Genomic DNA, 23,489 nt, shown 5'->3' with positions numbered 1-23,489 from the left:
TGATCTTTGCATCTGATACTCTGAGCCACATAACAAGATGCCCTTCGCCTCTCCAGAGAACTTTGCCAAGCAGACCGTTGCGTCCATCCAGGGCTATTCGACCCTGTCGTGGCGGGCGATAACGAACCTGTTTTCGCGGCCGCGGTACTGGGCGGATGTGTATACGCAGATGGACTCGATCGGAGTGGGATCGATGCCGATCGTGGTGCTGACGGGGTTCTTCACGGGGTGCGTGCTGGCGTTGCAGTCGGCGACCTCGCTTCAAGCGTTCGGATCGGTGAGCCTGACGGGAAACCTGGTGGCGCTGTCGATGGTGAAGGAGCTTGGCCCGGTGCTGACGGGCCTGATGGTCTCGGGGCGTAATGCTTCGGGGATGGCGTCGGAGATCGGGTCGATGAAGGTGACCGAGCAGATCGACGCGATGCGTGCCCTGGGAACGGACCCGGTGAGGAAGCTGGTTACGCCACGGCTGTATGCGACGGTATTCATGCTGTTCTTTCTTACGATTTTGTCGGATACGTTCGGAATCGCGGGTGGAGCGCTGGTGAGCGTGGCGTTGCTCGGGTTGAACGGCTCGACTTACTTTCATAACTCGTACCGTGCGCTACAGTATGGCGACGTGGTGCAGGGGCTGACCAAGCCGCTGTTTTCCGGATTCATTATTGCGACGGTGGGCTGCTACTTCGGCATGAATACGAAGGGCGGAACCCAGGGTGTCGGCAAGTCGACGACCCAGGCCGTCGTCGTCTCCTCGGTGTTTATCATCATCGTCGACCTGCTGGTGACAAGGGCGATGATCGGCATCTTCGGCAGGTGAGCCAGTCTATGCCTGAGGACATCGTTTCCGCGGACACGCAACAGAAGCAGGGTGATGCCGGTTCTTCGGAGCCGGTGGTGGTGGTCGAGGGTGTGTCGATTACCTTCGATGTGAAGCCGGTGCTGCAGGATATCTCGTTTACGGTGCAGCGGGGCGAGACACGGATTATTCTTGGGCCGGCGGGTGGTGGGAAGTCGGTGCTGATGAAGCTGGTGAATGGGCTGATGCGGCCTGACACGGGCACGATTCGGGTCTTCGGCGAGGATGTGACTCGCATGAAAGAGAAGGATCTCTTCATGCTGCGGGCGCGCATCGGGATGGTGTTCCAGGAGTCGGCGCTGTTCGACTCGCTTTCGGTGGAAGACAACGTTGCGTATCGGCTTCATGAGGATCGCGTGCCGGAGGAGGAGGCTCACCAACGGGTGGTGGAGGCGCTGCAGTTCGTGGAGCTTGAACATACGATTGCGAAGTTTCCTCCGGAGCTTTCGGGAGGAATGCGGCGGCGAGTCTCGATTGCGCGGGCTATTATCGCCAAGCCGGACCTGATTCTCTATGACTCGCCTACCGGCGGCCTTGATCCTATTACGTCTACGACGATCGTGGACCTGGTGGTGAAGCAGCGCGATGTGACGAATACGACTTCGCTGGTGATTACGCATCGTCTGCAGGACGCGTATCTGCTGGCGCGCAGCCGGTTCAATACGGAGACGGGTAAGGTAGAGCCGATCCCCAATGATGGGATCAACGACACGACTAAATTTCTGGTGTTGAATGAGGGTAAAGTCGTCTTCGACGGTAGCACGCAGGAGCTTGTTCACACGACCGACCCGTGGCTGAGGGAGTATCTCTCCTAGTTCCCTACCGTTTGCCCTTCTTCCACTCTTCGTAGGAGATTCTGGGCATGGTGAGGAAGGCGTCGCGGGTTTTGACGTACGATCCGAGTCCGTTCATCCTGCCGAGCGCATGCAACTCTTCGGAGAGAACGTAGGGACCGGACGGATCGAGAAACTGGTCTTCGATGTAGATGGCGACCACTCTTCCGAGGATGATGCGCGATCTTCCGATCTCCATGGTGGTGTACTCTTTGCACTCGAGCGCAGCGTGGGCCTGGGCGATGCGCGGCACTTTGACGATCTGCGATGGGGTGGTGGTGAGGCCGGCCATCTCGAGTTCGTCGACCTCGGCGGGAAAGTCGGTTGCGCAGATGTTCATCTGGGTGGCGATGTCTTCGGTTACGACGTTGACGACGAACTCGCCGGTGCGCCGGATATTTCTTGCGGTATCTTTGGGCACGAAGCCGCCGGTGGGACGATCCATGACGCCCATGCCGATGATCGGCGGGTCGGTGCAGAGGTAGTTGTAGGAGCTGAAGGGAGCGGCGTTGAGTCGGCCCTCTTCGTTCATGCTCGTCACCAGCGCGATCGGCCTGGGGGCTACGAGGCCGATGAGAAGGTTGTAGATCTCGCGGGTCTTCGTCTTTTCGATTTCAAAGTTCATGCGGAGCACCTTCCTTCAGCAGCGTATCCCAGCGACGTTATTGCTGCCAGTTCGAGCTGACAAAGCAAGCGATGGGCGATGGCACGGAAAATTATCGGGATCGCAGCCGGGGGCTACTGGTTTGAAGAGGGGGTGTGGTTATCGGTGTTTTGAGCGGCGGGAGGCGCAGGGAGGGTGTAGATGACCTCGCCGGGGCGGGTGTAGTGGAGCTCCTCGCGGGCCTGATGTTCAATGGCGTTCGGATCGCTCTGCAGCCGGTCTACGTGTCCCTTGAGCAGGTCGTTCTCGCGCTGCAGGCTGTGGAGCTGCTGGTCGAGACTGTAGGTGTCCTGTCTCTTCTGCTCGTAGGCGGTCAGCCCGTTCTGTCCGAAGATGACGTGATAGCCCATGGCAACGGCGAGTGTTGCGGCGGCTCCGGTGGCAAGCTTTCGCCAGTTTCGGCGAAGGCGCTCGTACCCTCGCACGACGGCGTTGGTCTGCTTCACCGCTGTGCGCGCGTTGTCCGGACGAGCCATATCTTTTTTAGTACAGCTTTCATCACAGCGGCGGTCAAGTGGAAAACGCCCTTCCTGCAAGGGCGTACCTGATTCATACCTATAATCTTTGGCTGAATGATGCAGAGACGCGATCGTGTTCCTGGGGTGCGAGGTCGCTGGTTCTTGCACTGAAGGATGGCGAGATTGGCTGAATAAGCTGCACGAAGCGCTTACACCTTGGTATTCTTCTTATGGAACATGCATACACTCTTCGCCATCTCGGTGCTGTCGCTTTTTGTGCTGCTGATGGCAGGAGTTGCTATCGCGAGGCATATCCGCATCGGCCGGAGCGTCAGTTCGCCGCAGCGGGAGCGTGAGTTTGCCGATCATCTCTTTGCGGCGGCGAAGGGGAGATCAGTTTCGGAGACGGTTGTGCGTAGAGCGCGCAGCGTCCCTGCCCAGACGATCAAAGAGATTATGGCCGGTAAGAGCTGGAATCAACCTCCTGAGATCGTTACGCTGCGGCCTGACCCTGAGGCGCATAAGGCTTATGATCAGACGCTCTCTGAGCCGGTGCAAGGACAGCGCAAGTCGCCACAGCCCGCACATCGGCGCGATGGGGAGCGGCTCGACTGGGCTTACTTCAACAAGGACCTGGGCGACCTGACGGACCCATACCAGACTCCACGTCTTCGGGCTAACTCCCGTGATCGTGCAACCTCACCGAAGCGTCTCTAGCGAAAGGACCTTGTCGCATGCAATGTGCTCTTCCTTCATCCCCCGGTCTCTCGCAGCGTTCTGTGACAGATTTTTTCTCAAACTTCGGCGCTGGACATTAGTTATCGGTCTGCGCGTCTACTTCCCTTCACCGCACTCTTTCACCATCATCAAGATTTCAAGGATCAAAGCATCATGACTGCCTCAAGCACTGCCATTCAAGAGATCAGCATCGCCCACAGCCCGGACTCCGATGACGCCTTTATGTTTTACGGGCTGGCCACGAACAAGGTCCGGGTTCCAGGCTTCAAGTTTACCCACACCCTTACCGATATCGAGACGCTGAACCATCGCGCGATCAACGAAGCGTTCTACGATGTGACTGCGATTTCGTTTCACGCCTATCCTTACCTGCAGGAGAAGTACACGCTGATGGCCTGCGGTGGCAGCGTCGGCGAGGGCTACGGGCCGATGATTGTGTCGAGCCGCAAGCTGACACTGGACGAGGTGAAGAAGGTTCGCGTTGCGGTTCCCGGCACACTGACGACGGCTTACCTGACGCTGAAGCTGTTCGCGCCGGAGATTGAGACTGCAGTGGTTCCGTTCGACAAGATTATTCCTGCGGTGGTGTCAGGGGAGTATGACGCTGGCCTGATCATTCACGAAGGACAGCTTACGTATGCGAACGACGGGCTGATCAAGCTGCTCGACCTGGGACAGTGGTGGCGCGAGCAGACGGGGCTTCCGTTGCCGCTGGGTGGGAACGCCATTCGCCGCTCGCTCGGCGCGGAGACGCTGCTGACGACGACGAATGCGCTGCGCGACAGCATTCAGCATGCGCTTGATCATCGCGAGGAGGCGCTTGCGTATGCGATGCAGTTTGCGCGCGATCTCGATCCGACGCTGGCTAACCGGTTCGTCGGCATGTACGTGAACGAGCGGACGCTGAACTACGGCGAGGACGGCAAAGTGGCCATTCGCAAGCTGCTGGAGATGGGTTTCGATCGCGGCATCATTCCGTTCCGCGCTAACGTCGATTTTGTTGGGTAAACCACAGCTTGCAGGGCTCTGTTTGCGCTGCAAGCTGTGTTATTCTTAACCAGTCGAGTGATTGCAGCCGGAGTTTGCTTTATCGCTTGCATAGGCTCTCATCGACCTCCTTCTCCAGGAGAAAACCAAACGGACGCGTAGCTCAGCTGGTAGAGCATTCGACTCTTAATCGACTGGTCGCAGGTTCGATCCCTGCCGCGTCCACCATTACTCTCAATAACTTCCAGAAGAACCCACAGTTCCTCCATTTTAATGTGGGGGGATTTTTGGGCTGTTCAATTGGAAGTTTGTTTCACGTAGAAAATTGAGATGGCTTCACGCTTCGCCTCATTGCGTGTGATATGAGCCAAGGAAAATGAATTGGTTATTTTTTTAGCAATGTGCGTTCTGGGAATAACGCCCTCCTTCTCTACTGCAAAGAGCCCATCGAGAGCATCCTTTTCGTGAAGAAATATAGCCAACAACGAGCATTCTTTGCCATACAAACGTGTGCCGCCGAGCACGAGATTGTTGTCATTTTCATCGCAGATTAGTTAGGCCGACCCTTTGTTCTCTGTTTACTTCCATGATTTAAACACAAGATAGAAAAACTATGCCCGCTTCATGTCTTCGGCGTCGCCAGATCCTCCGGCTCTCCAAGGGAGACTGTTGAACTGGTATGAAACACGTGAGCTTCTTTCGGTTTTGCTCCATGAAAATTTTCAGTTGAGTCGCGTCGGCCGGTGAAGTTTCAGGTCGCGGCCTCCGGAAGACCACAGCACTCGGACGGTTCTCCAGCACCAACTTGTGGCAGCGAGGTAACGTATCTTCAGTTGCTCAACAGCTTGATAGCTAACATTTGATTCGAACTGCAAGCTTGAGTTAGCTCAAGTAAACCTGCCGCCTCAGGCGAACGATGCTATGCGGTTTTCGGCTTGAGTTTCGCGAGGAGTTCAAAGGTGCGCCGATCGTGGATAGCTCGATCTCTTCTGGTGCATACCCTTCGCCTGATAGTCGCCGATTTTACGACTAGATGTATGAATTCTCCGAAATATTGACGTACCAAAAAAAACATTGACAGAGATATTTTGCTGGGCGTATAGCCTCTCTCATCAAATTTTGAATCGTTTCAAAAGATCCGACTTTATGGAGCCGAACTTGAAACTCAGATATTTGGTCCTCTCTGTGATCTTCGTATGTTCTATCCTCCTTCCCAACTTGGCGAAAGCCCAAGCCACGGGATCCATTACAGGAACGGTTGCTGATCCAGCGGGGTCGGTCATTGCTGGAGCTTCGGTCACCATCATAAACGTCAATACAAATGAATCCCGCGTTGTCACGACCAACAACGACGGGCGCTTCGTAGCCAATTTGCTGCCAATCGGTAACTACAAGATCCAAGTGACCGCGACGAGCTTCCAGAACACCATCAAAAACGGCATCCTTCTTGAGAACCAAGCGACGCCCGAAGTCAACTTCACGATGCAACCGGGATCTGTAAACTCTACGATTTCAGTCGAGGCAAGTTCGGTTGCGGTCGAGACCACGGATTCTTCTTTGAGCCAGGTTGTTCACTCTCAGCAGGTCTCCGACATGCCACTGAATGGGAGAAACTTTGTAGAGTTGGCGACACTTGCACCTGGAACCTCTGCGGGCAATCAGCCTAATGATTTTTTTGCGGGCGGCGGCGGAAGCGAGACCTCAATTCGAGGTTCGTTCTCTCTGTCAGTGGGAGGCTCCCGTGAGAATCGCACCGACTGGCTCTACGACGGAGTCGACAATAACGAGTTGACGTCCGGTGGCATCGCAATCGTACCTTCCATTGATGCACTTCAGGAGTTCAACGTACTAACGTATAACTACTCGGTGCAGTACGGAACGCGTGCGGGTCCGACCGTTCTACTCACATCGAAGTCCGGCACAAACCGCTTTCATGGAACGCTCTTTGACTTTCTTCGCAATACCGATCTGAATGCAACCAGCTATTTTTCTCCAGTCAATCCGGAGTACATTCGCAATCAGTTTGGTGGTTCTGTCGGCGGTCCAATCAGAAAGGATAAAACCTTTTTCTTCTTTGACTATCAAGGAACCAGAAGCATTCAAGGAATTCCTTCGCTGACCCAAGTGCCTACACTGCTCGAGCGCCAGGGAAACTTCGCTGAATCCTTCCCCGGGTTTCCTGAGGTTCCGATCTATGATCCAAATACTACGACCATCGATCCGGTTACGGGATTCGCAAGTCGTACTCAATTCCAGGGAAATACAATTCCTCAGCCTAGGATCAATCCGATCGCACAAAAGATGCTGAACTATTTCCCTCTTCCGAACGTTACTGGTGTCCTGTCGGCAAATTATGTGGACGTTCCCAATGAAACATACAACGATAACGATTTCGATGTGCGAGTCGACAACGTATTTTCCGCGAAGGACCGTGCGTTTGTACGCTTCAGTAGAGATCAGGCTACGGTCTATCTGCCATCGGGGTTACCCGGATTTGGCGCACAACCTGGCGGTTATGCCAGTAACCAGACACTGGCGGATCGCGGGAGGAATCTGGCCATCTCCGAGACGCACATATTTTCCAGCAACGTGATTAACCAAATTACGGTTGGCTATAACCGGATCTTCGATCACATCACCTCCTTCGGAGATGGGACCGATTGGAGCACTCAGTTAGGTATTCCTAACGCAAACCTTGGAACTTACTTGAGCAGCGGCCTCCTCAATACCCAGTTCAACGAAGGATATTGGGGGCTGGGAGATCGAGGCTTCTCTCCAATCCAAGACGGAACAAATGTCTATCAGTACAGCGACGACTTAGAGTGGGTACGCGGTGCACACTCTTTTTCAATCGGCATTGGAACCCGCTTTATGCAGCTCAACGAGATGGGAAACGCCTTTCCGATGGGTGAGATGGGGTTCGATAACTTCTTTACGGCAGGATTCGCCAATGGAGCCTTTAACGCTGCCAGCGGCAATCCTATTGCCAGCTTTCTACTTGGTATACCGGGAAGCGGCGAACACGATGTCTCATTTTCGGGTGATGTGTCAGGCAGAAGATGGAAAGAGTTTCGTCCGTATATTCAAGATAGCTGGAAGTTAAAATCAAATCTTACAGTTCAGCTCGGTATAGCCTGGAACTACACAACGCCAGTCGTCGAGTCGCAGAACAGACTCTCGAATTTCGACTTTCCAACGGGCCAGATGCTGATCGCGGGCGTGAACTCATCGAAGTCTGCAGGTATTCAACAATATTACTCAGGCTTCGAGCCGAGAATCGGAGTGAACTTCAGTCCATTCTCCAGCAAGAATGCTATTCGTGCTGGCTATGCAATTCTTCACGACGCTGGCTGGAATCTGGGCGCACAGGGTCTGGATCTGAATCCGCCCTTCTACGGAACGTTTGCGTTTCAGGCCGATGACATCAATCCAGTCACTACCCTCTCGCAGGGATTTCCAGTTCCGACACCACCTGATGTCACTAACCTTTCGGGTAACGTATACAGTCAGAACACTAGCTTTCATCCTGGAATGATTCAGCAGTTCAATCTTAACATTCAGCGGGAGTTGCCCACCGGCGCAGTTTTGACTATTGGTTACGCAGGTTCTCGTGGGACTCATCTTCAGACCTCCGGCTTTCCACTGAACACAGCTACTCCCAGCCTTCAGATCGATCCAGCCAATCTTAGGCCTTATCCACAGTTGAACGCTATCACCGGATTCCTCGATCGTGGACTCTCGAGGTACGACTCTCTGCAGATTAAAGCGGAGCGGTCCTACGCGAATGGCCTCTATCTACTTCTCTCTTACACCTATAGCAAAGGGTTCGACAACGGACTCTACGATGACCTTGGCTCTTTGATCGGTATTCCCTACTACCCTCTGAATCCCGCTCCGAACTTCTATCCACTTAATCCCAGGGGATATACCGACAAAGGGCTCAACGTGACAGATCAGACACACAATATGTCTGCCAGCATCCTTTATCAGTTACCTTTCGGACGTGGAAAGAGTTTTGTATCGAACGTAAGTGGTCCGGTTCAACAGCTAGTAGGAAACTGGCAATTGAATATGATTGCTCACGTTACTTCCGGTTTTCCTCTCGGCCTGTCCGCGGGCGTCAATAACTCCGGCACCTCTATCGGAAACCGTCCAGACCAAATTTGCAGTACCGGGCCAGCTCATCAGTCGCTAGCTGAGTTCTTCAACACCTCCTGCTTTGTCGACCCAGCCCCCGGAGTACTTGGCGACGCTTACCGTACGCCACTCTATGGACCGGACTTCGTTAACTTCGACGGATCGCTGTTCAAGGCATTTGACCTACCCGAAAGCACGCAGCTCGTCTTTCGAACAGAGGTATTCAATGTCTTCAACCATCCCCAGTTCGCAAATCCAGGTACAACTACCGACTCTCCAGGATTCGGACAGATCACACAGGTTGTGAACAATCCACGTCTGATTCAATTCGCTCTGAAGTTTGTGTTCTAACTATTAGCTTGTGTCAGGGAAGGGACAAGAAGGTATGAAGCTTGATGTGTGTCGGTGGAAGTCCGATCGAAGAGTATTTTTGAAGACGGCAACAGGCTCTGCGATCATCGCGATGATCGAAGGACAGTCCGCTATTGCTAAACCAACCCTATTCGTGCAAACCGCAGGTTCAAACTCTTTAGGCGTGACAAAAGCAACTAGGGTCATCATTGATACGGATCCTGGTGTCGACGACGCCTTCGCCTTGATGCTTGCACTGCAGTCGCCTGAGTTAAAAGTAGAAGCTGTCACAGCAGTTGCTGGAAATTTGCCGCTTGGAATCACTTTGCCTAATGCGTTACGTTTGGTCGAGATCTGCGATAGGGCAGATATCCCTGTTGCAGGCGGCGCCGCAGCTCCACTTATCCGGCGACAGGTAACGGCGGCATCCGCACATGGCGAAAATGGCCTAGGAGGTGTGGAATTGCCTGAGCCAAAGATCACTCCAGTAAAAGAACACGCGGCAGATTTGATCTGCAGAATCGCTAATCAAAGTCCGGGTGAAGTTACACTGATAGGTCTTGGACCACTCACGAACATAGCACTTGCGCTTCGAGCAGATCCTACTCTCTCCAAAGCTGTGAAAGGCATTGTTCTTATGGGCGGTTCCTTATCCGGTGGAAATGTGACGCCCGCTGCAGAGTTCAACTTCTACGTTGATCCCGAAGCAGCAAGCATCGTTTTCAACTCTGGAATCCCTATTACTATGGTCGGTCTCGACGTCACCCGTAAGGTTGAGTTGACCGAATCTTATATTCGGCAGTTAGAGGCTGGAAAGAATAAACCAAGCCAAGCGGCAGCCCGCATTGCCCGCGCGATTATGGCTACTTATAAGAAGCACGGGCAAAATGGTGGCCCGACATTACACGATCCTTTAGCGGTAAGCGCTCTCATACGACCCAATATTCTCACATTCGAGGACTACCAGGTAAAGATCGAAACGACTGGTACCATTACCGCGGGAGAGAGCGTCGGATGGAAACGCGATCCTATCAACTACGCTGCAGCGCTGGAGAATATCGGTCCGAGTTCTACCAAATCAGAAGGGACATTTACACCCAACACTAAGGTGGCTGTAGATGTCAGGCCGGACGAGTTCTTTCATCTACTAATCGAACGCATCACCAGCAACGCATAAACAACGGGTAATTTCAGGAGGATAATTTTGAAACAGACGCGGAAGAATCATCTTTGGTTTGTATCGCTCCTACTTATTTTATCTGGTGCGATGTATTCTCGCTCTTCCTTCGCCCAAGATACCCGCTACGTCATCATCGATCAGGATGCAGTAGGGCCTGCAGGTACAGACATGAACTCGATGCTTGTCTTCTTGCAAGCCGCTCACGTTAATGTGCTCGGAATCACTGTACTGACTGGCGATGGGTGGCGGGATGAAGAAGTTGCCCATACTCTGCGCCTACTGGAGCTAATGGGCCGTACCGACATTCCTGTTATGGCAGGAGCAGTTACCCCACTCGTAAGGACACAGGAATGGACTCATGCCTGGGAGCAGGTCTACGGCAAGGTCATTTACCAGGGAGCGTGGAGTAGTTTTCGTCCAAAGCATGGTGCTTATGAGATTCCTAAGCTCGCTGAAGGAGACCCTACAACTAAGGTGGCCAATGAAGATGCAGCGCATTTTCTAATCCGAATGGTGCACAAATATCCTCACAAAGTAACCATCTATGCTGCCGGACCGATGACGAATATAGCTCAAGCTATTAGCCTCGACCCGCACTTTGCCGAGCTAGCCGAGGAGCTCGTCATCATGGGAGGCAGCCTCAATCCCCACACTGAGGATAAGGAGTATGTCGACAGCCCGCGCCACGAATTCAATCTATGGTTCGATCCCGAAGCGTCGAGCATCGTCTTCCACGCACATTGGCCGAAAATCACAGCTACTCCGGTCGATGTCTCTATCGAAACGCATCTTACAAAGGAGATGCTCGAACAACTAAAAACGGCTAATACTCCAGCAGCTCAGTACATCGCGCGTTATACGCGAAAACCCGGCGATTATTTATGGGATGAGCTGGCCGCTGCCGCATGGCTCGATCCTGGGCTGATCACAAGAGAACGTTTTGTCTATATCGATGTCAGTCTAGATAAGGGCATCAGCTACGGCGACACAATCGTTTGGTCAGATGATGACAAGCCTGCACTCGATCTACAAAAGGCTCACGTGCAGATAGACGTAGACTGGCCGAAGTTCAAAAAATTCTTTGTACAACTAATGTCCTCATCGGCTCCAGGAGCAACCAATCCTCAAATGAGGACTCAGCCAAACCAGTAAAATGAATACCTGATAATGAATGGATTGGATCTATAAGCTCTTGTAATCCGTCGATGTACAACTGCCTTGGAGAGCGACATGAATAATAAACCCATTGCCATCATGGGAGTTTTTGCCGTTGACCTTGCCTTTCGTGTAAAACGCCTACCAGTATGGGGTGAGACTGTTTTGGGATCTGAGTTTCGTCTCGGGCCTGGGGGCAAAGGATCTAATCAATCGGTTGCGGCCGCACGTCTGGGCGCGAAGGTTTACTTCATCAGCAAGGTGGGTGCCGATAACTTCTCCGAGATCGCTCGAAAGACCTACGAGATCGAAGGTGTCGATACGCAGTTTCTTATCTCGTCTAACAACGATACGACCGGCGCAGCCGCAATCATCATCGACGAGTCTTCCGGTGAGAACGCAATCGTCATCACCCCAGGAGCCGCGAACGCTCTCACTCCACAAGAGATAGATCTGGCTCGTGAATGTATCCGCGGCTCTGCGGTCTTCATGACGCAGCTCGAACTGCCTGTGCCGATCGTTGTGCACGGCTTGAGGACCGCGCGCGAGCTTGGTGTTCCCACAATCCTTAACCCCGCTCCGGCCTGCGCCCTCGACGACGCCACGCTCGCACTATGCGACTATCTGACGCCGAACGAAAGCGAAGCCGCAACGCTTACGGGCTGCTCTGTCGAGTCTTTGGACGATGCGGAAAAGGCGGCTGAGCAGCTACTCGCTCGAGGAGTTCGCAACGTTATTCTAACCCTAGGTGCGCGCGGCGCTCTAATCAAGACACCAACGCTGACCAAGTACGTCGCAGCATTCAACGCAGGTCCAGTGATCGACACAACCGGAGCGGGCGATGCTTTCAACGGAGGCCTTGCCGTGGGATTGTCGGAAGGAAAGACCCTTGAGGAGGCTACGAGCTTCGGTTGCGTCGTGGCTGGAATCTCGGTGACTCGCCACGGCACGGCCCCCTCTATGCCGAAGAGGTTCGAACTGGAGAGATATAGGCAGGAGTCTCTCGCAGCAAAAAAATCAAGCTAACGTCAATTAAGGATCTGAATAGTTACCAAGAATCATCAAGCTAAAGCAAAGTTAAGTACCGCCATGCTCATTACAAAATTGCAGCGCCGATCGAGATGAGTCCTGCCGTATAACCTATCAGCATTAGTGCTACAACGGCTCTTGTGCTTGTGGAGGCTCCGTGAAACTCTCGCCAGACAAACACACCCCACAGGGCGGCCACCAACGTCGCTCCCTGTCCCAACGCATAGGAGACCGCAGGCCCTGCTACACCGGATGCGATGACATTCAAACACAATGCGATCATCCAAATTGCACCTCCAAGCAAGCCGAGCCAATGCAATTTGAACTTCGCATCTCGATACTCTCGGAAGGTCGATCCTTGAAAACGCATAAACACGGTGTTGATCACGAGGTTGCTTGCAAGCAAACCGATACCAAATAGTAGCAGCGCTGTATATGGCGTCAGATATCCAATTTGGATGGGCTCGGTGTTGAAGTTCGGCGAAATAGACGATGCAAGTTGTGGATAGAAGAACCCCATGAGACAACCAGCCGCACACGCAAATAGCAAACCCCGGCTAGTGTTTGCCAAACGATGCTTCTGTACCTGCCGCGTTGCTACAGCCGACATGATCATCGCAAAGATAATCAGCACAACGCCTACACCCAACAGCGTAGGGTTGCCCTTGGGAGCGTGATAGTAGCTGGCTACTGTACCAATTACCAGCGCGAGACCCACTCCCACGGGAAAGGCAAGCGAGATTCCTGCAGCGTCGATTGCGATCACTAACAGGATATTGGAGAGGTTGAACAACGCACCGCTGGCAAGCGCTCGCAACATTGAACCCGTCGAGGCTGTATGAAGATTTGTAAGCGCGCTGCTTCCAGCCGAGCCGAAGCTGCCCAGCGTGAAACAGAAGACCAGACCCAGCAGAGCGACGCCAAATGCATAATCCCAGTAGTACAAAGCGAAGGGCCAGCGTTCTTTTCCAGCCAGCTTCTGTGTATTTGCCCAGGATCCCCAGCCCATCATGGTCAACGCGCAAAATAAAAATGCATCCGCCGAATTATTTACGACGAACATTCGACCGTCCTTGCCGGGCAAGAAAACTCTTTCTGCCTCAATTGCGCATACATACAAGCTCCTCCTCAACCCAGATCTCTCATTGATAGGATTAGTCCCGCAAAACTATTTTGAACTGATTCAATCCCGCGCCATTCTATGCTTTCCCAAACGATTGCTGTCAAGTCCTCATTTTGGGGAACGCAGGAAAAGACAGAAGTCTGCTGCACATGGCATTTAACGCCAGGAAAATCACCACAGTTTTGAGAGCGTATTCGAATCCCTTGTTATACGTGCTATAACTTCTATCAATTTAGACTGAATCCATTGAATCTCTCCTTTTGCAGTTGCGGTAGTTCTTACTTTTTAGCTGCCCCACCAATCTATGTCGTCAGCGCAGGAGACTAACATTCACAAGCGTAACGCCACGATTCAAGAAGTTGCCCGCCGCGCTAAGGTCTCGGTTGGCACCGTCTCCAACGTTCTCAACAACAGCAATGCGGTCAGTGGCTTGCTGCAGCGGCGCGTCGAGCAAGCGATGCGCGACCTCAACTATCACCCAAACAATCATGCCCGGAGCCTGAAATCTCGTCGTTCCAGTGTCATCGGTATTGTCATTTCGAATATTACGAATCCCTTCTTTCCTCTTGTGCTGCGCGGGGCCGAAAGCGTTATTGTTCGGCACGGCTACATGCTCACTATCTTCAATACAGACGACGATATCGAACGTGAACGCCAGATCTTCTCCTTATTGCGCACCCATAGAGTCGACGGTATGCTCGCCGTCGTCGCCCCAAATCCAGCGAACGACATCGCCCATATCGTCCAGGCAATTGATATGGGAATTCCTGTCGTATGCCTCGACCGCACTCCGCATGGTCTAAACATTGATTCCGTCGTCGTGGATAACGTCAGGGGATCGGCGATGTGCGTGCGCCATCTGGTTGACCTCGGACATAGAAAGATCGCCATCATCAATGGATCGTCATGGCTTCAGACCGCGCGCGACCGCTACAAAGGATACGAGATGGCCCTGGACGAGGCCAATATCAAGATTGATCGGAATCTTGTACGAGAGGGCGATTTCCGTTTCGACAGCGGCTATAAGATGACCAAAGACCTTCTTCTGAATCATCCTCGTCCTACGGCCCTCTTTGTTGCCAACGGAACCATGGGACTTGGAGCCCTCCAAGGACTCAACGAACTGGCGATTCATTGCCCTGAACAGATTGCTCTAGCCGTCTTCGACGAGATCCCCGGCGGTCGCATGCTGCGGCCCCTCATTACCTCTGTTATTCAACCGGCCTATGATCTTGGAGTCAAAGCCGGTGAACTATTGATCAGTCGTCTAACCGGCAAGATGAGTCCAGATCCAGTCACGATAACGCTACAGGCTGAGTTGATCATCGGGGAATCCACGATTGGATCAGGGCGCGCAGCTATTTCAAGACGATCCAAGAATGTACTACGTAAAAGAAAGTAATTTCACTGCAAACATCGAAACGAGCCTGAAATGAATCCTCCTCGTCCTGAAGAGCCTTGACTTGATCCAAGAACTTTTTAGGGTGAGATACTTGCGGCAATATCATCTTGATTTCCCCAGTCTCGAGTCCTGTGAATGAAGATCCGATCGGAATTTTGCATTGCACTGCTTTGCTTATGCTGTTCGTCGTGGGCTCAGCAAGCGCTTCCGTTTTTCCATACGAACGATGTCATCGTCTTCCAGGGTGACTCGATTACGGACGGCGGACGGCAACGCACGGGCAGCGATTACACAACCACATCATGGGGCAGGATTACGCCTATATTCTTGCCGCGCAAGTAGGTTTGGAGTATCCGGATCGAAACCTGACGTTTCTGAATCGCGGTATCGGAAGTGAGCAGATCGTCAATCTTGCTGCACGATGGCAGACCGATGTTCTGGATCTGAAGCCGAACGTGCTCAGCATCCTCATTGGCGTAAACGATACGTTGATGACCGGAGATAAGAGCGAGAGCGTCGAACAGTACGAGTCTACCTACGACGCGCTTGTAGCGAAGACCATCGAGACGCTACCGGGGATCAAGATCATTCTTGGGGAGCCGTTCCTGCTGCCGGTCGGTAGACACAAAGAGAGCTACGGGTCTGAGATGATCGAGATTAAGAAGCGGCAGGTTGTCGTTCATCGACTTGGCATAAAGTTTCATCTGCCGGTTGTCAGGTTACAGGATACTTTTGATCAAGCATGTGTGGGGACGCCAGCGGACCATTGGAGTTGGGACGGTGTTCACCCGACGTATGCCGGTCATGCGTTGATCGCACAGGAGTGGCTTAAGGCAGCCAGCGCTTTCTGGCCTAAAGGCTGACTCTTCGCTGTTTCGGTTATTACAGAGATCAGAGGTGCTATCCAGAGGTCGTGCTAGATGAGTGGGGCTGCGTTTTTGCGCAGTTCGGCGAGGGAATAGAAGGTGCCGCGCCAGATGACTCCTCCCTGTTTGAGTGTGATGAACATGGAGCGAAGAAGGATGAAGAGGAAGACCAATGCACTGAAAGGGAGTGCAAGGACGTTCCAGGTAGAGATGTTGGAGTGGCGACCCAGCAGCCGATAGGCATAGGCGACTGACACAAGAGCGATAAGGCTTGGGATGCGGGTGGGAGACCAGAAGAGTCCAATGGCGGGAGCGACGCAAAAGAGCAAGAGCCATAGGCAAGCGATCAGAAGCAGGGAGACATAGAAGCGGAATGCCGAGAAGATGTTCTTCGTCATCACGTTGACCAGGCCGCGTGTGCCGGACGCCCAGTGGACGCTGACAAGGCCACTACCGAAGGCCACGCGCTGGGCGAGGCCAGCTCGTTTGACACGGCGGCCGATGCCAAGGTCTTCGACGATCTCCATGCGCAGGGCCTCAAAGCCGCCGATCTCAAGATAGGCCGAACGGCGCAGAAGGTTGAAGGCTCCTATGCCGAGGGCGTCGCGTTTTGATTTGGGGTCGGAGATGCGCCAAAGACGGACGCTCCAGAGACCGACAATCTGGAAGAAGCCAAGAATGGCGGCCTCGTCCCAGCGCCTGATGATGGTGGTAGGCATGATGACGAGATGGTCGGCGCGAGTGGAGACGGCGTTGGCTAAAGACAGGCGGATGGCGCTGGGGTGAAAGAGCACGTCGGCGTCGGTGAAGAGGATGTAGTCGGTGACGGATTGGCTGGCGGCGAGGGCCATGGCGTGAGTTTTTCCCAGCCAGCCGGATGGAAGTTCGGTGATGTGGATCGCTCGAAGTCTTTCGGAGTGTTGGGAGGCGAGAGAGTCGATGATCGCGCCGGTATGGTCGGTGCTGCGATCGTCGATGGCGATGATCTGGAGGTTGGGGTAGTCCTGCGCCAGGAGCGAGTGGAGGGCCGCGGCGATATGTTCCGCCTCGTTACGGGCGGGGACGACGACGGTGATGGAAGGATTGTCGGGCGGCGTGAGATTGTTTTGTGGGAGAAGCAGGTTCGGGATCTGGGGAAGGCCTCGCGCCGCGGCGATAACCTTCCAAAGCCAAGCGAACGCTATGAGCCAGGCTGTCGTTGTAAAGACGAGTTGGAGAGAGTGGGGCAATGCGGGTACTTCAGGGTCTCAGTGTGGTTCTGGTGCTGGCTCGATGATGGAAGGGCGCTGAATTATTGCCGGTCAATGCGCTGGATCGCAGCAACAATCGTAGTCGATCTGTTCGTGCCAGGTTGCTGGGCGACCTTCGGGGGTCAGGTCGAAGAGGTTCCAGAGCATGTCGAGGGTGCCGTTGTGGCGTGGATCCTGGCCAGGGTCCGTGGGAGCGAACATCAGCTCGGAGGTCCAGAAGTGGCGGATCTGGTCGCCGTCGCGATGGAAGACGGTCATGAGAGGCAGTTGATCGCCCTCAGCGGATTCGGCGAGGTAGTCGCGTTTGAAGTTGTTGCCAGAGGAGGAGAGTAAGCGGAGATTCTTCCAGCCGCGTTCGCTCGCGTAGGTGGAGATGCGTTCTATTGGGGCTTTGGCGATGACGACGAAGTTGAGGCCGGAGGAGGCGAAGTGCTCGGCGGTGCGGTCGAGGGTACCGAGGAAGGCTGTGCAGGAGGGACAGGGGGAGTCTTCAAGCTTCATCTGTGCGGTGGCGCCTTTGACTGGGCCTGGACGGGAGTCTTTGCTCCAGCGCGGGAACATGAAGTTGTAGATGACGAGAGAGTTCTGGCCTGGGGCAAAGAGTTCGGAGAGCTTGATTTTGGCGGGCTTTGCGTCGGAATCGAGGCCATCGAAGAGGTAGTCTTCGGGGATGATGCCGCCGGGGGGCAGGCTGCGGCGAGAGACGGCGACGGCTTCCATGGCACGGCGCAGGACGATCTCGTCCTGAAGGAGCTGGTTGCGGGCGGCTCGGTATGCGGTGGATTCTCCGGGGAAGGTGGTGGTGTTCATGGCATATCTCCTTTCGTCTACATAGTAGTTTGACTCGCTAGGCGGTTATTGGCTACTCAGTTTGCAGTGGAGGGGCGTAGCGGGAGCCGATGAAGAAGATGACAGCAGCGAGGAGCATGGTGATGAGGGTGGAGCCGAGTCCAATGTTGAGGTTGGAATGGTCGCTTACGGTGCCGATGATGCGGGGGGAGATGGCGTCGCCGAGGGCGTGGATGATGAAGAGCTGGCCGGCCATGGCGGTGGCGCGGACCTCTGGGCGGACGGCGTTGAGGGTGGCGGCGTTGACGGGGCCGGTGCCGAGAAAGATGAGGAAGATAGCGGCGCCGAGGCCGTAGAGCGTGAGGGAGTGGGGGCCGAAGAAGCAGAGGAGAGCGGGTGGAACGGCGAGCGCGGCGCTAATGGCGGGGACGAGATAGAGGGCTTTGGAGTTGGTGCGGGACCATCTTTGTGCGATGGCGCCGCCGGTGATAGTGCCGCCGAGGCCGGCGACTACGGTGATGGCTCCCATGATGTAGGCGGCGGAGGATTGGGTGCGGCCGTCGATGCGCTGGAGGAACGAGGGCATCCACCAGGAGATGCCACCGAGAGAGAAGGTGACGGCTGCGTATCCGAGGATGGATGAGAGGTAGGCTTTGTTCTTGAGAAGCGAGAGGACAGTTCCCTTCTCCAGCTTGGCTTTTTCGTGTTGGCTGGCTCCGCGTGCGGGCTCCTTCATGAAGAAGGCGATGAGGAGCGCGATGATGACTCCGGGGACGGCGGAGACGACGAAGGACATGCGCCAGCCGTAGTGTTCGCCTACGGTTCCGCCGACTAAGTAGCCGAGGGCGGCGCCTACGGGGATGGCTACGTTGAAGATGGTGAGGACGCGGTTGCGCTGCTCGGGCTCGTAGAAGTCGGCGAGGAGCGAGGGGGCGAAGATGCCGAAGCTGGCTTCGCCTACGCCTAGTGCGGCGTGGCGGATGTTGAGTGAGTCGTAGGAGTGGACGGTGGCGGTGAGGAAGTTGATCGCGCTCCAGAAGAGGGCGGCGGCGACGATCATGGGCTTGCGGGGGAAGCGATCGCCGAGCCAGCCGGTGATGGGCGAGGTGAGCATGTAGGCGAGCATGAACCAGAGGGTTAATGAGCCTATCTGGGCGTCGGTGATGTGGAACTCGCCTTTGACCTGCTCCTGCACGCCGGGGAGGATGTAGCGGTCGATGTAGTTGACGAAGTTGAGAGCGGTGAGAAGGACGAGGGCGGTGGTGGCTCCGGCGACTGAGGGGGTGCGGGAGGGTTTGGTCACGGATTTCGTCTGGCTCGCCGGGTTGGAGGTCATCTGGTGGGAAGGATAGCAGGTGTGTTTTGCGGTTTTTTTGTGGGCGTGGTGGAAGGGTGGTTTTATTGGGGTATTTTGCGTTTTGTGGTGTTTTTCTGTGGTGGCTTGCTGGTGAGTTGTGGTGATTCGTGTGGTGGATGCGGTGGGTTCGCGGTCATTATTTTGAAGGGTGAAAGTACGACAGGTTTTTGGGATTTATTTTTGTGGATTGACGGAGTGAAGGCCGCCTGTGGGGGCGGCCTTGTTTTGGAGCTTGTGAGTTAGACCGCTAGTTTGCGGCGTATCATTCCGGCGAGTCCAAGGACACCGGTTCCGAGCAGGGTGATGGTGCTTGGCTCGGGTACGGCGGGGGCTGGCAGGGAGATGGTTACGTTCGCAGTCTGATCTTCGCTGACCAGGGTGCCGGGAAATCCGAAGAGAGATTGCTGATACTGGTCGGGCACGCCGAGGAAGATGTTGGCATCCACGCCGTTGGCGAGCTGGTAGGAGACGCCGCTGTTGTCGAGCGAGGCGACACCGTTGGTGACGAAGAGCAGGTTGTCGTTGAAGCCGAAGGAGCCGGAGGAGAGCAGCCTGGAGATGTTCTCGCCGTCGGTGGTGCCGGTGACGCTGACGATCTTGAACTCTCCAGCGGTCTTCGTCGCGGTTACATCGAATACGCCGGAGCCGGAGAAGGGGGTTCTCGGATCTCCGGAGACGCTGCTGTTTCCGGTGAAGCTGAAGTCGTACATGGTGTCGGCAAACATGGGAGTAGAGAGCAACATCGCCGAGGCGAGGCCGCAGAGGAACAGGGCAGGCTTCTTCATATTTCTCCTGTGGAGCTAGGCTTTCTGGTGGTGCGTAGTGAGTACGCCGGCCTTTGCTGTGGAGATGTATGGGAAGCATTTCTTTCGTGGATATTTTTGTGTGGTTGATGAGCTGCGCTTATATTGCATTATTTTGCGGTGGGTCGTTGTGATTTGATTGATTGTCCTGCTCGGGTTTGCAGACAGGGACGAAAAGGCATATCACAGGGGCTAAAGCCCCGATCTCTCCAGAACTGAGAGACCCAAGGCTAAAGCCTTGGGCTATCTCAAGAGCAAAAGCTTTGTGGAATCGGAAGCCAAAGTCCGGGCTATCTCAAGAGCGAGGTCTTCGGAATCTCTCTTGGCACGGCTAGCGGGGTTTGTCTTCGGTGCGGGGGTAGGTGGCGGTAACGACGGTGGAGATTCCGCCGCGGGGGCGGAAGTCGCCGACGATGACGGCCCAGATGGGGTCGGTGGCTTTGACGACGTCGTCGAGGACCTGGTTGACGATGTTTTCCTGGAAGATGCCGAGGTTGCGGTAGGTGAAGAGGTACTCCTTGAGGGACTTCAACTCCATGCATTTTTCGCGGGGCATGTAGCGGATGGTGAGGCGGCCGAAGTCGGGGAGGCTGGTCTTGGGGCAGACGGAGGTGAACTCGGGATCGTCGATGAGGATCTCGTAGGCCTTGAACTGATTGGGCCAGGTCTCGATGGCGGGGAAGGTGGCGTCGAGGCCGGACTTGGCGTGGTCGTCGGTGTAGCCGGTGGTGTAGCTGGGGGTGGTCACGGTGGAGCTGCTCATCTCTCTATTTTAGCGGTTTTGTGAGGTTTTCAGGGTTTGGGTGCGGGGTGGGGCTTTGAGTGGGTGGCGTCGATGTGCGGCGGGAGGCGTTGAAGCAGGAGCAAAACGAGTTGCGGAAGGACGGGCATACCCGGTGGTTGGGGTCACATCCTAAGGGAGAGTTATTAGTGATTTGTAGATGGTTTTATCTGACTTCTAAAAGGAACTCGAGATGACGAGGAATATGGATGAGAGTGTAGTGCGGCCGGAGTCGACGGTGACAAGGCGGGATCTATTGGCGTCGGGTGGGGCGATTCTGGGTGGGATGGCGATGACGGGCCAGGCGTTTGCGCAACAGGCTGGAGGACAGCAGTCTGGAGGTGAGCAGACGGGAGGTGATCCGCTGGCGGTGAGTCAGACGTGGGCGGGAAAGCCGTTTGGGAGTGGGTTGCTGGCTAGGAAGGTGGCGGTGATTACAGGAGCGGCGCGCGGGATTGGGCGTTCGATCGCGGTGGATATGGCGGCGAATGGAGCGGATATTGTGGCGATCGATATCTGCGCGAAGATTCTGAAGGAGCAGAGCTATGCGGTGACGACCAGAGATGATTTGGAGGAGACGGCGAGGCTGGTGCAGCAGAACGGGCGCAAGTGCATGCAGGTGGTGGGGGATGTGCGGGATATCGCTTTTCTGCGGGCTACGGCGGATAAGGCAGAGCAGCAGTTTGGACATATCGATATCGTGGTGGCGAATGCGGCGACGCAGCACTTCAAGCCGCTGGTGGAGATGGAGGACTGGGAGTTCAACGGGGTGATCGAGAACAACTTGATTGGGACGGCGAATACGATTCGGGCGTTTGCGCCGAAGATGATTGCACAAGGAAAGGGTGGGCGGATTATTGTGCTGTCGTCGATGCAGGGCAAGCATGGGTCGAAGAACATGTCGTCGTACTCGGCTTCGAAGTGGGGGATTTTGGGGCTGATGAAGTCGGCCGCGCTGGAGTTGGGCAAGTACAAGATTACGGTGAATGCGCTGGTTCCAGGGTTGGTGGATACTCCGCTGACGCATAACGAGGAGAGATGGAGCGCGCTGATTGGAGAGGTGACGGCGAATGACAATCCGCCGAAGAACCCGACGGAGCAGCAGGCTTATGAGACGCGTGCTCCGCATGTGCCGCTGAAGGTGGGTTGGTTGAAGCCGGAGGATCTGGCGCCGGCGGCGGTGTTTCTGGCGTCGGATGGAGCGGCGATGGTGACTGGGGCGAGCTACGATGTGACGGGCGGGGATAATGCGAATAATCAGAGCTGATAGTTAATGGAGATGGCCGCGATGAGGATGCTCATCGCGGCCATTTCTTTTTGCGTCTTGAATTTTGGTGATTAGTTGCGGCGGCTCAGGGTTGGGCGGTCGTCGGTGGTGTCGGCTGGATTGTTGGTGTTGTTGGGATCGTTGTTGCCGTTGCTTGCGCTGGTCCGGCGGAGGGTGGGCTTGTTGCCTCCCTTGCCGTCGTTGAGCTTGCGCTTATTCTCGAGGCGGGCGAGGCGAGCTTTGACGTCGTCAAACTCGGAGGTGGTGACCATGTAGTCGACCCGCGCAGGGAGGATGGTGGCGATCTCTTCCTCGGAGTGCATGATGCGGTCGGGGGTCTGGGGGTGGTCGGCGAAGACTTTAGAGAGAGTGCCGGGCTTGTGCTTCTCGAGGGCGTCGATCTTTTCGAAAAACTGGATGAAGGCCTGGGGATCGTAGCCAGCCTTGTACATGTACTGGACGCCTAGCCAGTCGGCCTCGGCCTCGTCCATGCGGGAGAACTTGAGGAAGGTCATGGGGATGGCGAGCTGGGTGGCCTCGTAGATGCCGTATCCGGTCCAGCTGCCCTGGGTGAAGATGATGAGGGGGATGGAGCCGATCTGGGCGTAGTTCATCTTGGTCATCTGGCGTGCGGCGTGGTGGGCGCAGACGTGGGCGGTCTCGTGGGCCATGACGCCGGCGAGTTCGGCCTCTTCGTCGGCGGCGAGGATGAGGCCGGAGTTGACGTAGAAGAAGCCGCCGGGAAGGGCCATGGCGTTGATCTCGTCGGAGTCGATGACCTTGATGGTGAAGGGGACCTTGCAGTCGGAGTTCTTGACGATGTTCTGGCCGACGCGGTTGACGTACTCGACGATGACGGGGTCGGTGACGAGATGGGCGGACTTCTCGATCTCCATGGAGTAGGACTTGCCGTTGCGGATCTCCCAGTCGGTGGAGTACCAGTTGCCCATGCCGCGGCCGCCGATGTTGCGTGTGCCTACGGCGTTGACGTCGTCTTCGCTGCCAGCTTTGATGTGGGGGTCGAGGGCTTCGCCGGGGGATGGGAGGGTGTCGGTCTTATTTTCGGCTTTGACCTCTTTGGCGGCGTCTTTGCTCTCTTTAGGCGTGGCGGTGGGATGGCCGGGGATCGGCTTTTTGGCGGGGACGTCTCCGTTGGTGACGGTGGTGGTGGTTGGGTCTTGGGAGCTTGGAGACTGGGACGGGGTTTGCGCGGGTGTGGAGGATGGGGTCTGCGGGGACTGCTGGGATGGAGACGGAGTTTGGGCGTACGCGGCTACGGAGAGTGCGAGGGAGGAGGCTATGGCTAGGTGCGTAAGGGAACGCATGGTGGGATCTCCTGAGGGCCGCTTCCCTGCCGACCGGGCGCAGCTCGCGAATGTTCGACTATAGTATGCGCCTTTTTGTAAGCGGTGGCGAGATCACTTTGTGACGGGTATACGCGGTTAGTCGCCGGAGATATCTTC

21 protein-coding genes and 1 tRNA gene are annotated in these 23,489 nt (G+C 55.3%); 13 read left to right on the top strand and 9 right to left on the bottom strand.

Going from position 1 to position 23,489, the window contains the following annotated elements:
• Window positions 1–37 precede the first annotated feature (37 nt).
• Together GSQ82_RS20580 and GSQ82_RS20575 are read left to right on the top strand one after the other, a co-directional pair.
• Window positions 38–817, top strand: a complete 780-nt coding sequence (locus GSQ82_RS20580; protein WP_158794143.1) for an ABC transporter permease — start codon at window positions 38–40, stop codon at window positions 815–817.
• 8 nt (window positions 818–825) lie between these two features.
• Window positions 826–1,671, top strand: coding sequence for an ABC transporter ATP-binding protein (locus tag GSQ82_RS20575; protein WP_158794142.1), 846 nt, complete (start codon window positions 826–828; stop codon window positions 1,669–1,671).
• Between the two features lie 4 nt (window positions 1,672–1,675).
• Here GSQ82_RS20575 and GSQ82_RS20570 read toward each other — a convergent pair whose 3' ends face one another.
• Together GSQ82_RS20570 and GSQ82_RS20565 are read right to left on the bottom strand one after the other, a co-directional pair.
• Complete coding sequence (locus GSQ82_RS20570) at window positions 1,676–2,314, bottom strand: flavin reductase family protein (protein WP_158794141.1); 639 nt, start codon at window positions 2,312–2,314, stop codon at window positions 1,676–1,678.
• Window positions 2,315–2,427: 113 nt separating this feature from the next.
• The gene (locus GSQ82_RS20565) at window positions 2,428–2,829 is read right to left on the bottom strand and encodes a septum formation initiator family protein (RefSeq protein ID WP_158794140.1); all 402 of its coding nucleotides are present in this window, start codon (window positions 2,827–2,829) and stop codon (window positions 2,428–2,430) included.
• A 219-nt stretch (window positions 2,830–3,048) separates the two neighbouring features.
• Here GSQ82_RS20565 and GSQ82_RS20560 point away from each other — a divergent pair, with 219 nt between their 5' ends.
• The 7 genes from GSQ82_RS20560 to rbsK all read left to right on the top strand — a co-directional run bounded on the left by GSQ82_RS20560 (window position 3,049) and on the right by rbsK (window position 12,385).
• Window positions 3,049–3,528, top strand: a complete 480-nt coding sequence (locus GSQ82_RS20560) for a hypothetical protein (protein WP_158794139.1) — start codon at window positions 3,049–3,051, stop codon at window positions 3,526–3,528.
• A 174-nt stretch (window positions 3,529–3,702) separates the two neighbouring features.
• A complete protein-coding gene (locus tag GSQ82_RS20555; RefSeq protein ID WP_158794138.1) occupies window positions 3,703–4,557 on the top strand; it encodes an MqnA/MqnD/SBP family protein in 855 nt (284 codons plus the stop codon).
• A gap of 131 nt (window positions 4,558–4,688) precedes the next feature.
• A tRNA-Lys gene (locus GSQ82_RS20550) sits at window positions 4,689–4,764 on the top strand.
• A 930-nt stretch (window positions 4,765–5,694) separates the two neighbouring features.
• On the top strand, window positions 5,695–9,024 hold the full coding sequence (locus GSQ82_RS20545) for a carboxypeptidase-like regulatory domain-containing protein (protein WP_158794137.1): 3,330 nt from the start codon (window positions 5,695–5,697) through the stop codon (window positions 9,022–9,024).
• A 34-nt stretch (window positions 9,025–9,058) separates the two neighbouring features.
• Complete coding sequence (locus GSQ82_RS20540; RefSeq protein ID WP_158794136.1) at window positions 9,059–10,201, top strand: nucleoside hydrolase; 1,143 nt, start codon at window positions 9,059–9,061, stop codon at window positions 10,199–10,201.
• A 27-nt stretch (window positions 10,202–10,228) separates the two neighbouring features.
• Complete coding sequence (locus GSQ82_RS20535) at window positions 10,229–11,356, top strand: nucleoside hydrolase (RefSeq protein WP_254061807.1); 1,128 nt, start codon at window positions 10,229–10,231, stop codon at window positions 11,354–11,356.
• Between the two features lie 78 nt (window positions 11,357–11,434).
• On the top strand, window positions 11,435–12,385 hold the full coding sequence (gene rbsK, locus GSQ82_RS20530) for a ribokinase (protein WP_158794135.1): 951 nt from the start codon (window positions 11,435–11,437) through the stop codon (window positions 12,383–12,385).
• Between the two features lie 70 nt (window positions 12,386–12,455).
• Here the strand turns inward: rbsK and GSQ82_RS20525 are convergent, their stop codons facing one another.
• Complete coding sequence (locus tag GSQ82_RS20525; protein ID WP_158794134.1) at window positions 12,456–13,451, bottom strand: GRP family sugar transporter; 996 nt, start codon at window positions 13,449–13,451, stop codon at window positions 12,456–12,458.
• Window positions 13,452–13,815: 364 nt separating this feature from the next.
• Between GSQ82_RS20525 and GSQ82_RS20520 the strand changes: the two genes are divergently transcribed.
• Entirely contained in the window at window positions 13,816–14,913 is a 1,098-nt protein-coding gene (locus GSQ82_RS20520) for a LacI family DNA-binding transcriptional regulator (protein WP_158794133.1), read from the top strand.
• Between the two features lie 302 nt (window positions 14,914–15,215).
• Window positions 15,216–15,776: an SGNH/GDSL hydrolase family protein gene (locus GSQ82_RS20515; protein WP_158794132.1), complete on the top strand. Its 561-nt coding sequence runs from the start codon at window positions 15,216–15,218 to the stop codon at window positions 15,774–15,776.
• 53 nt (window positions 15,777–15,829) lie between these two features.
• Here the strand turns inward: GSQ82_RS20515 and GSQ82_RS20510 are convergent, their stop codons facing one another.
• The 3 genes from GSQ82_RS20510 to GSQ82_RS20500 form a co-directional block, all read right to left on the bottom strand.
• A complete protein-coding gene (locus GSQ82_RS20510) occupies window positions 15,830–17,008 on the bottom strand; it encodes a glycosyltransferase (RefSeq protein WP_158794131.1) in 1,179 nt (392 codons plus the stop codon).
• A 72-nt stretch (window positions 17,009–17,080) separates the two neighbouring features.
• Window positions 17,081–17,839, bottom strand: coding sequence for a DUF899 family protein (locus GSQ82_RS20505; RefSeq protein ID WP_158794130.1), 759 nt, complete (start codon window positions 17,837–17,839; stop codon window positions 17,081–17,083).
• Window positions 17,840–17,891: 52 nt separating this feature from the next.
• Window positions 17,892–19,154, bottom strand: coding sequence for an MFS transporter (locus GSQ82_RS20500; protein ID WP_158794129.1), 1,263 nt, complete (start codon window positions 19,152–19,154; stop codon window positions 17,892–17,894).
• Between the two features lie 3 nt (window positions 19,155–19,157).
• Between GSQ82_RS20500 and GSQ82_RS20495 the strand changes: the two genes are divergently transcribed.
• Window positions 19,158–19,418: a hypothetical protein gene (locus GSQ82_RS20495; protein ID WP_158794128.1), complete on the top strand. Its 261-nt coding sequence runs from the start codon at window positions 19,158–19,160 to the stop codon at window positions 19,416–19,418.
• Here GSQ82_RS20495 and GSQ82_RS20490 read toward each other — a convergent pair.
• Window positions 19,415–19,960: a PEP-CTERM sorting domain-containing protein gene (locus GSQ82_RS20490; protein WP_158794127.1), complete on the bottom strand. Its 546-nt coding sequence runs from the start codon at window positions 19,958–19,960 to the stop codon at window positions 19,415–19,417. The two genes, GSQ82_RS20495 and GSQ82_RS20490, sit on opposite strands and share 4 nt — an antisense overlap.
• Before the next feature lie 349 nt (window positions 19,961–20,309).
• Window positions 20,310–20,741 (bottom strand): preQ(1) synthase, encoded by a 432-nt coding sequence (queF, locus tag GSQ82_RS20485; RefSeq protein WP_158794126.1) that lies wholly within the window; start codon window positions 20,739–20,741, stop codon window positions 20,310–20,312.
• 211 nt (window positions 20,742–20,952) lie between these two features.
• Between queF and GSQ82_RS20480 the strand changes: the two genes are divergently transcribed.
• Window positions 20,953–22,026 (top strand): SDR family NAD(P)-dependent oxidoreductase, encoded by a 1,074-nt coding sequence (locus GSQ82_RS20480; RefSeq protein WP_216847143.1) that lies wholly within the window; start codon window positions 20,953–20,955, stop codon window positions 22,024–22,026.
• Window positions 22,027–22,097: 71 nt separating this feature from the next.
• On the opposite strand, the gene GSQ82_RS20475 is transcribed toward GSQ82_RS20480, so the two are convergent.
• Complete coding sequence (locus GSQ82_RS20475) at window positions 22,098–23,351, bottom strand: M48 family metalloprotease (RefSeq protein WP_158794125.1); 1,254 nt, start codon at window positions 23,349–23,351, stop codon at window positions 22,098–22,100.
• Window positions 23,352–23,489: the final 138 nt, after the last annotated feature.

The organism is Granulicella sp. L60, from assembly GCF_009765825.1.
Classification (GTDB): Bacteria; Acidobacteriota; Terriglobia; order Terriglobales; family Acidobacteriaceae; genus Edaphobacter.
This window is presented reverse-complemented; position numbering and strand designations above follow the sequence as displayed.

Excerpts from the sequence above, each read along its gene's own strand:
- GSQ82_RS20580 (WP_158794143.1), top strand. The coding sequence starts at position 38 with ATGCCCTTCGCCTCTCCAGAGAACTTTGCCAAGCAGACCGTTGCGTCC.
- GSQ82_RS20575 (WP_158794142.1), top strand. The coding sequence starts at position 826 with ATGCCTGAGGACATCGTTTCCGCGGACACGCAACAGAAGCAGGGTGAT.
- GSQ82_RS20570 (WP_158794141.1), bottom strand. The coding sequence starts at position 2,314 with ATGAACTTTGAAATCGAAAAGACGAAGACCCGCGAGATCTACAACCTT.
- GSQ82_RS20565 (WP_158794140.1), bottom strand. The coding sequence starts at position 2,829 with ATGGCTCGTCCGGACAACGCGCGCACAGCGGTGAAGCAGACCAACGCC.
- GSQ82_RS20560 (WP_158794139.1), top strand. The coding sequence starts at position 3,049 with ATGCATACACTCTTCGCCATCTCGGTGCTGTCGCTTTTTGTGCTGCTG.
- GSQ82_RS20555 (WP_158794138.1), top strand. The coding sequence starts at position 3,703 with ATGACTGCCTCAAGCACTGCCATTCAAGAGATCAGCATCGCCCACAGC.
- GSQ82_RS20540 (WP_158794136.1), top strand. The coding sequence starts at position 9,059 with ATGAAGCTTGATGTGTGTCGGTGGAAGTCCGATCGAAGAGTATTTTTG.
- rbsK (WP_158794135.1), top strand. The coding sequence starts at position 11,435 with ATGAATAATAAACCCATTGCCATCATGGGAGTTTTTGCCGTTGACCTT.
- GSQ82_RS20525 (WP_158794134.1), bottom strand. The coding sequence starts at position 13,451 with ATGTTCGTCGTAAATAATTCGGCGGATGCATTTTTATTTTGCGCGTTG.
- GSQ82_RS20520 (WP_158794133.1), top strand. The coding sequence starts at position 13,816 with ATGTCGTCAGCGCAGGAGACTAACATTCACAAGCGTAACGCCACGATT.
- GSQ82_RS20515 (WP_158794132.1), top strand. The coding sequence starts at position 15,216 with ATGGGGCAGGATTACGCCTATATTCTTGCCGCGCAAGTAGGTTTGGAG.
- GSQ82_RS20505 (WP_158794130.1), bottom strand. The coding sequence starts at position 17,839 with ATGAACACCACCACCTTCCCCGGAGAATCCACCGCATACCGAGCCGCC.
- GSQ82_RS20500 (WP_158794129.1), bottom strand. The coding sequence starts at position 19,154 with ATGACCTCCAACCCGGCGAGCCAGACGAAATCCGTGACCAAACCCTCC.
- GSQ82_RS20490 (WP_158794127.1), bottom strand. The coding sequence starts at position 19,960 with ATGAAGAAGCCTGCCCTGTTCCTCTGCGGCCTCGCCTCGGCGATGTTG.
- queF (WP_158794126.1), bottom strand. The coding sequence starts at position 20,741 with ATGAGCAGCTCCACCGTGACCACCCCCAGCTACACCACCGGCTACACC.
- GSQ82_RS20480 (WP_216847143.1), top strand. The coding sequence starts at position 20,953 with ATGACGAGGAATATGGATGAGAGTGTAGTGCGGCCGGAGTCGACGGTG.
- GSQ82_RS20475 (WP_158794125.1), bottom strand. The coding sequence starts at position 23,351 with ATGCGTTCCCTTACGCACCTAGCCATAGCCTCCTCCCTCGCACTCTCC.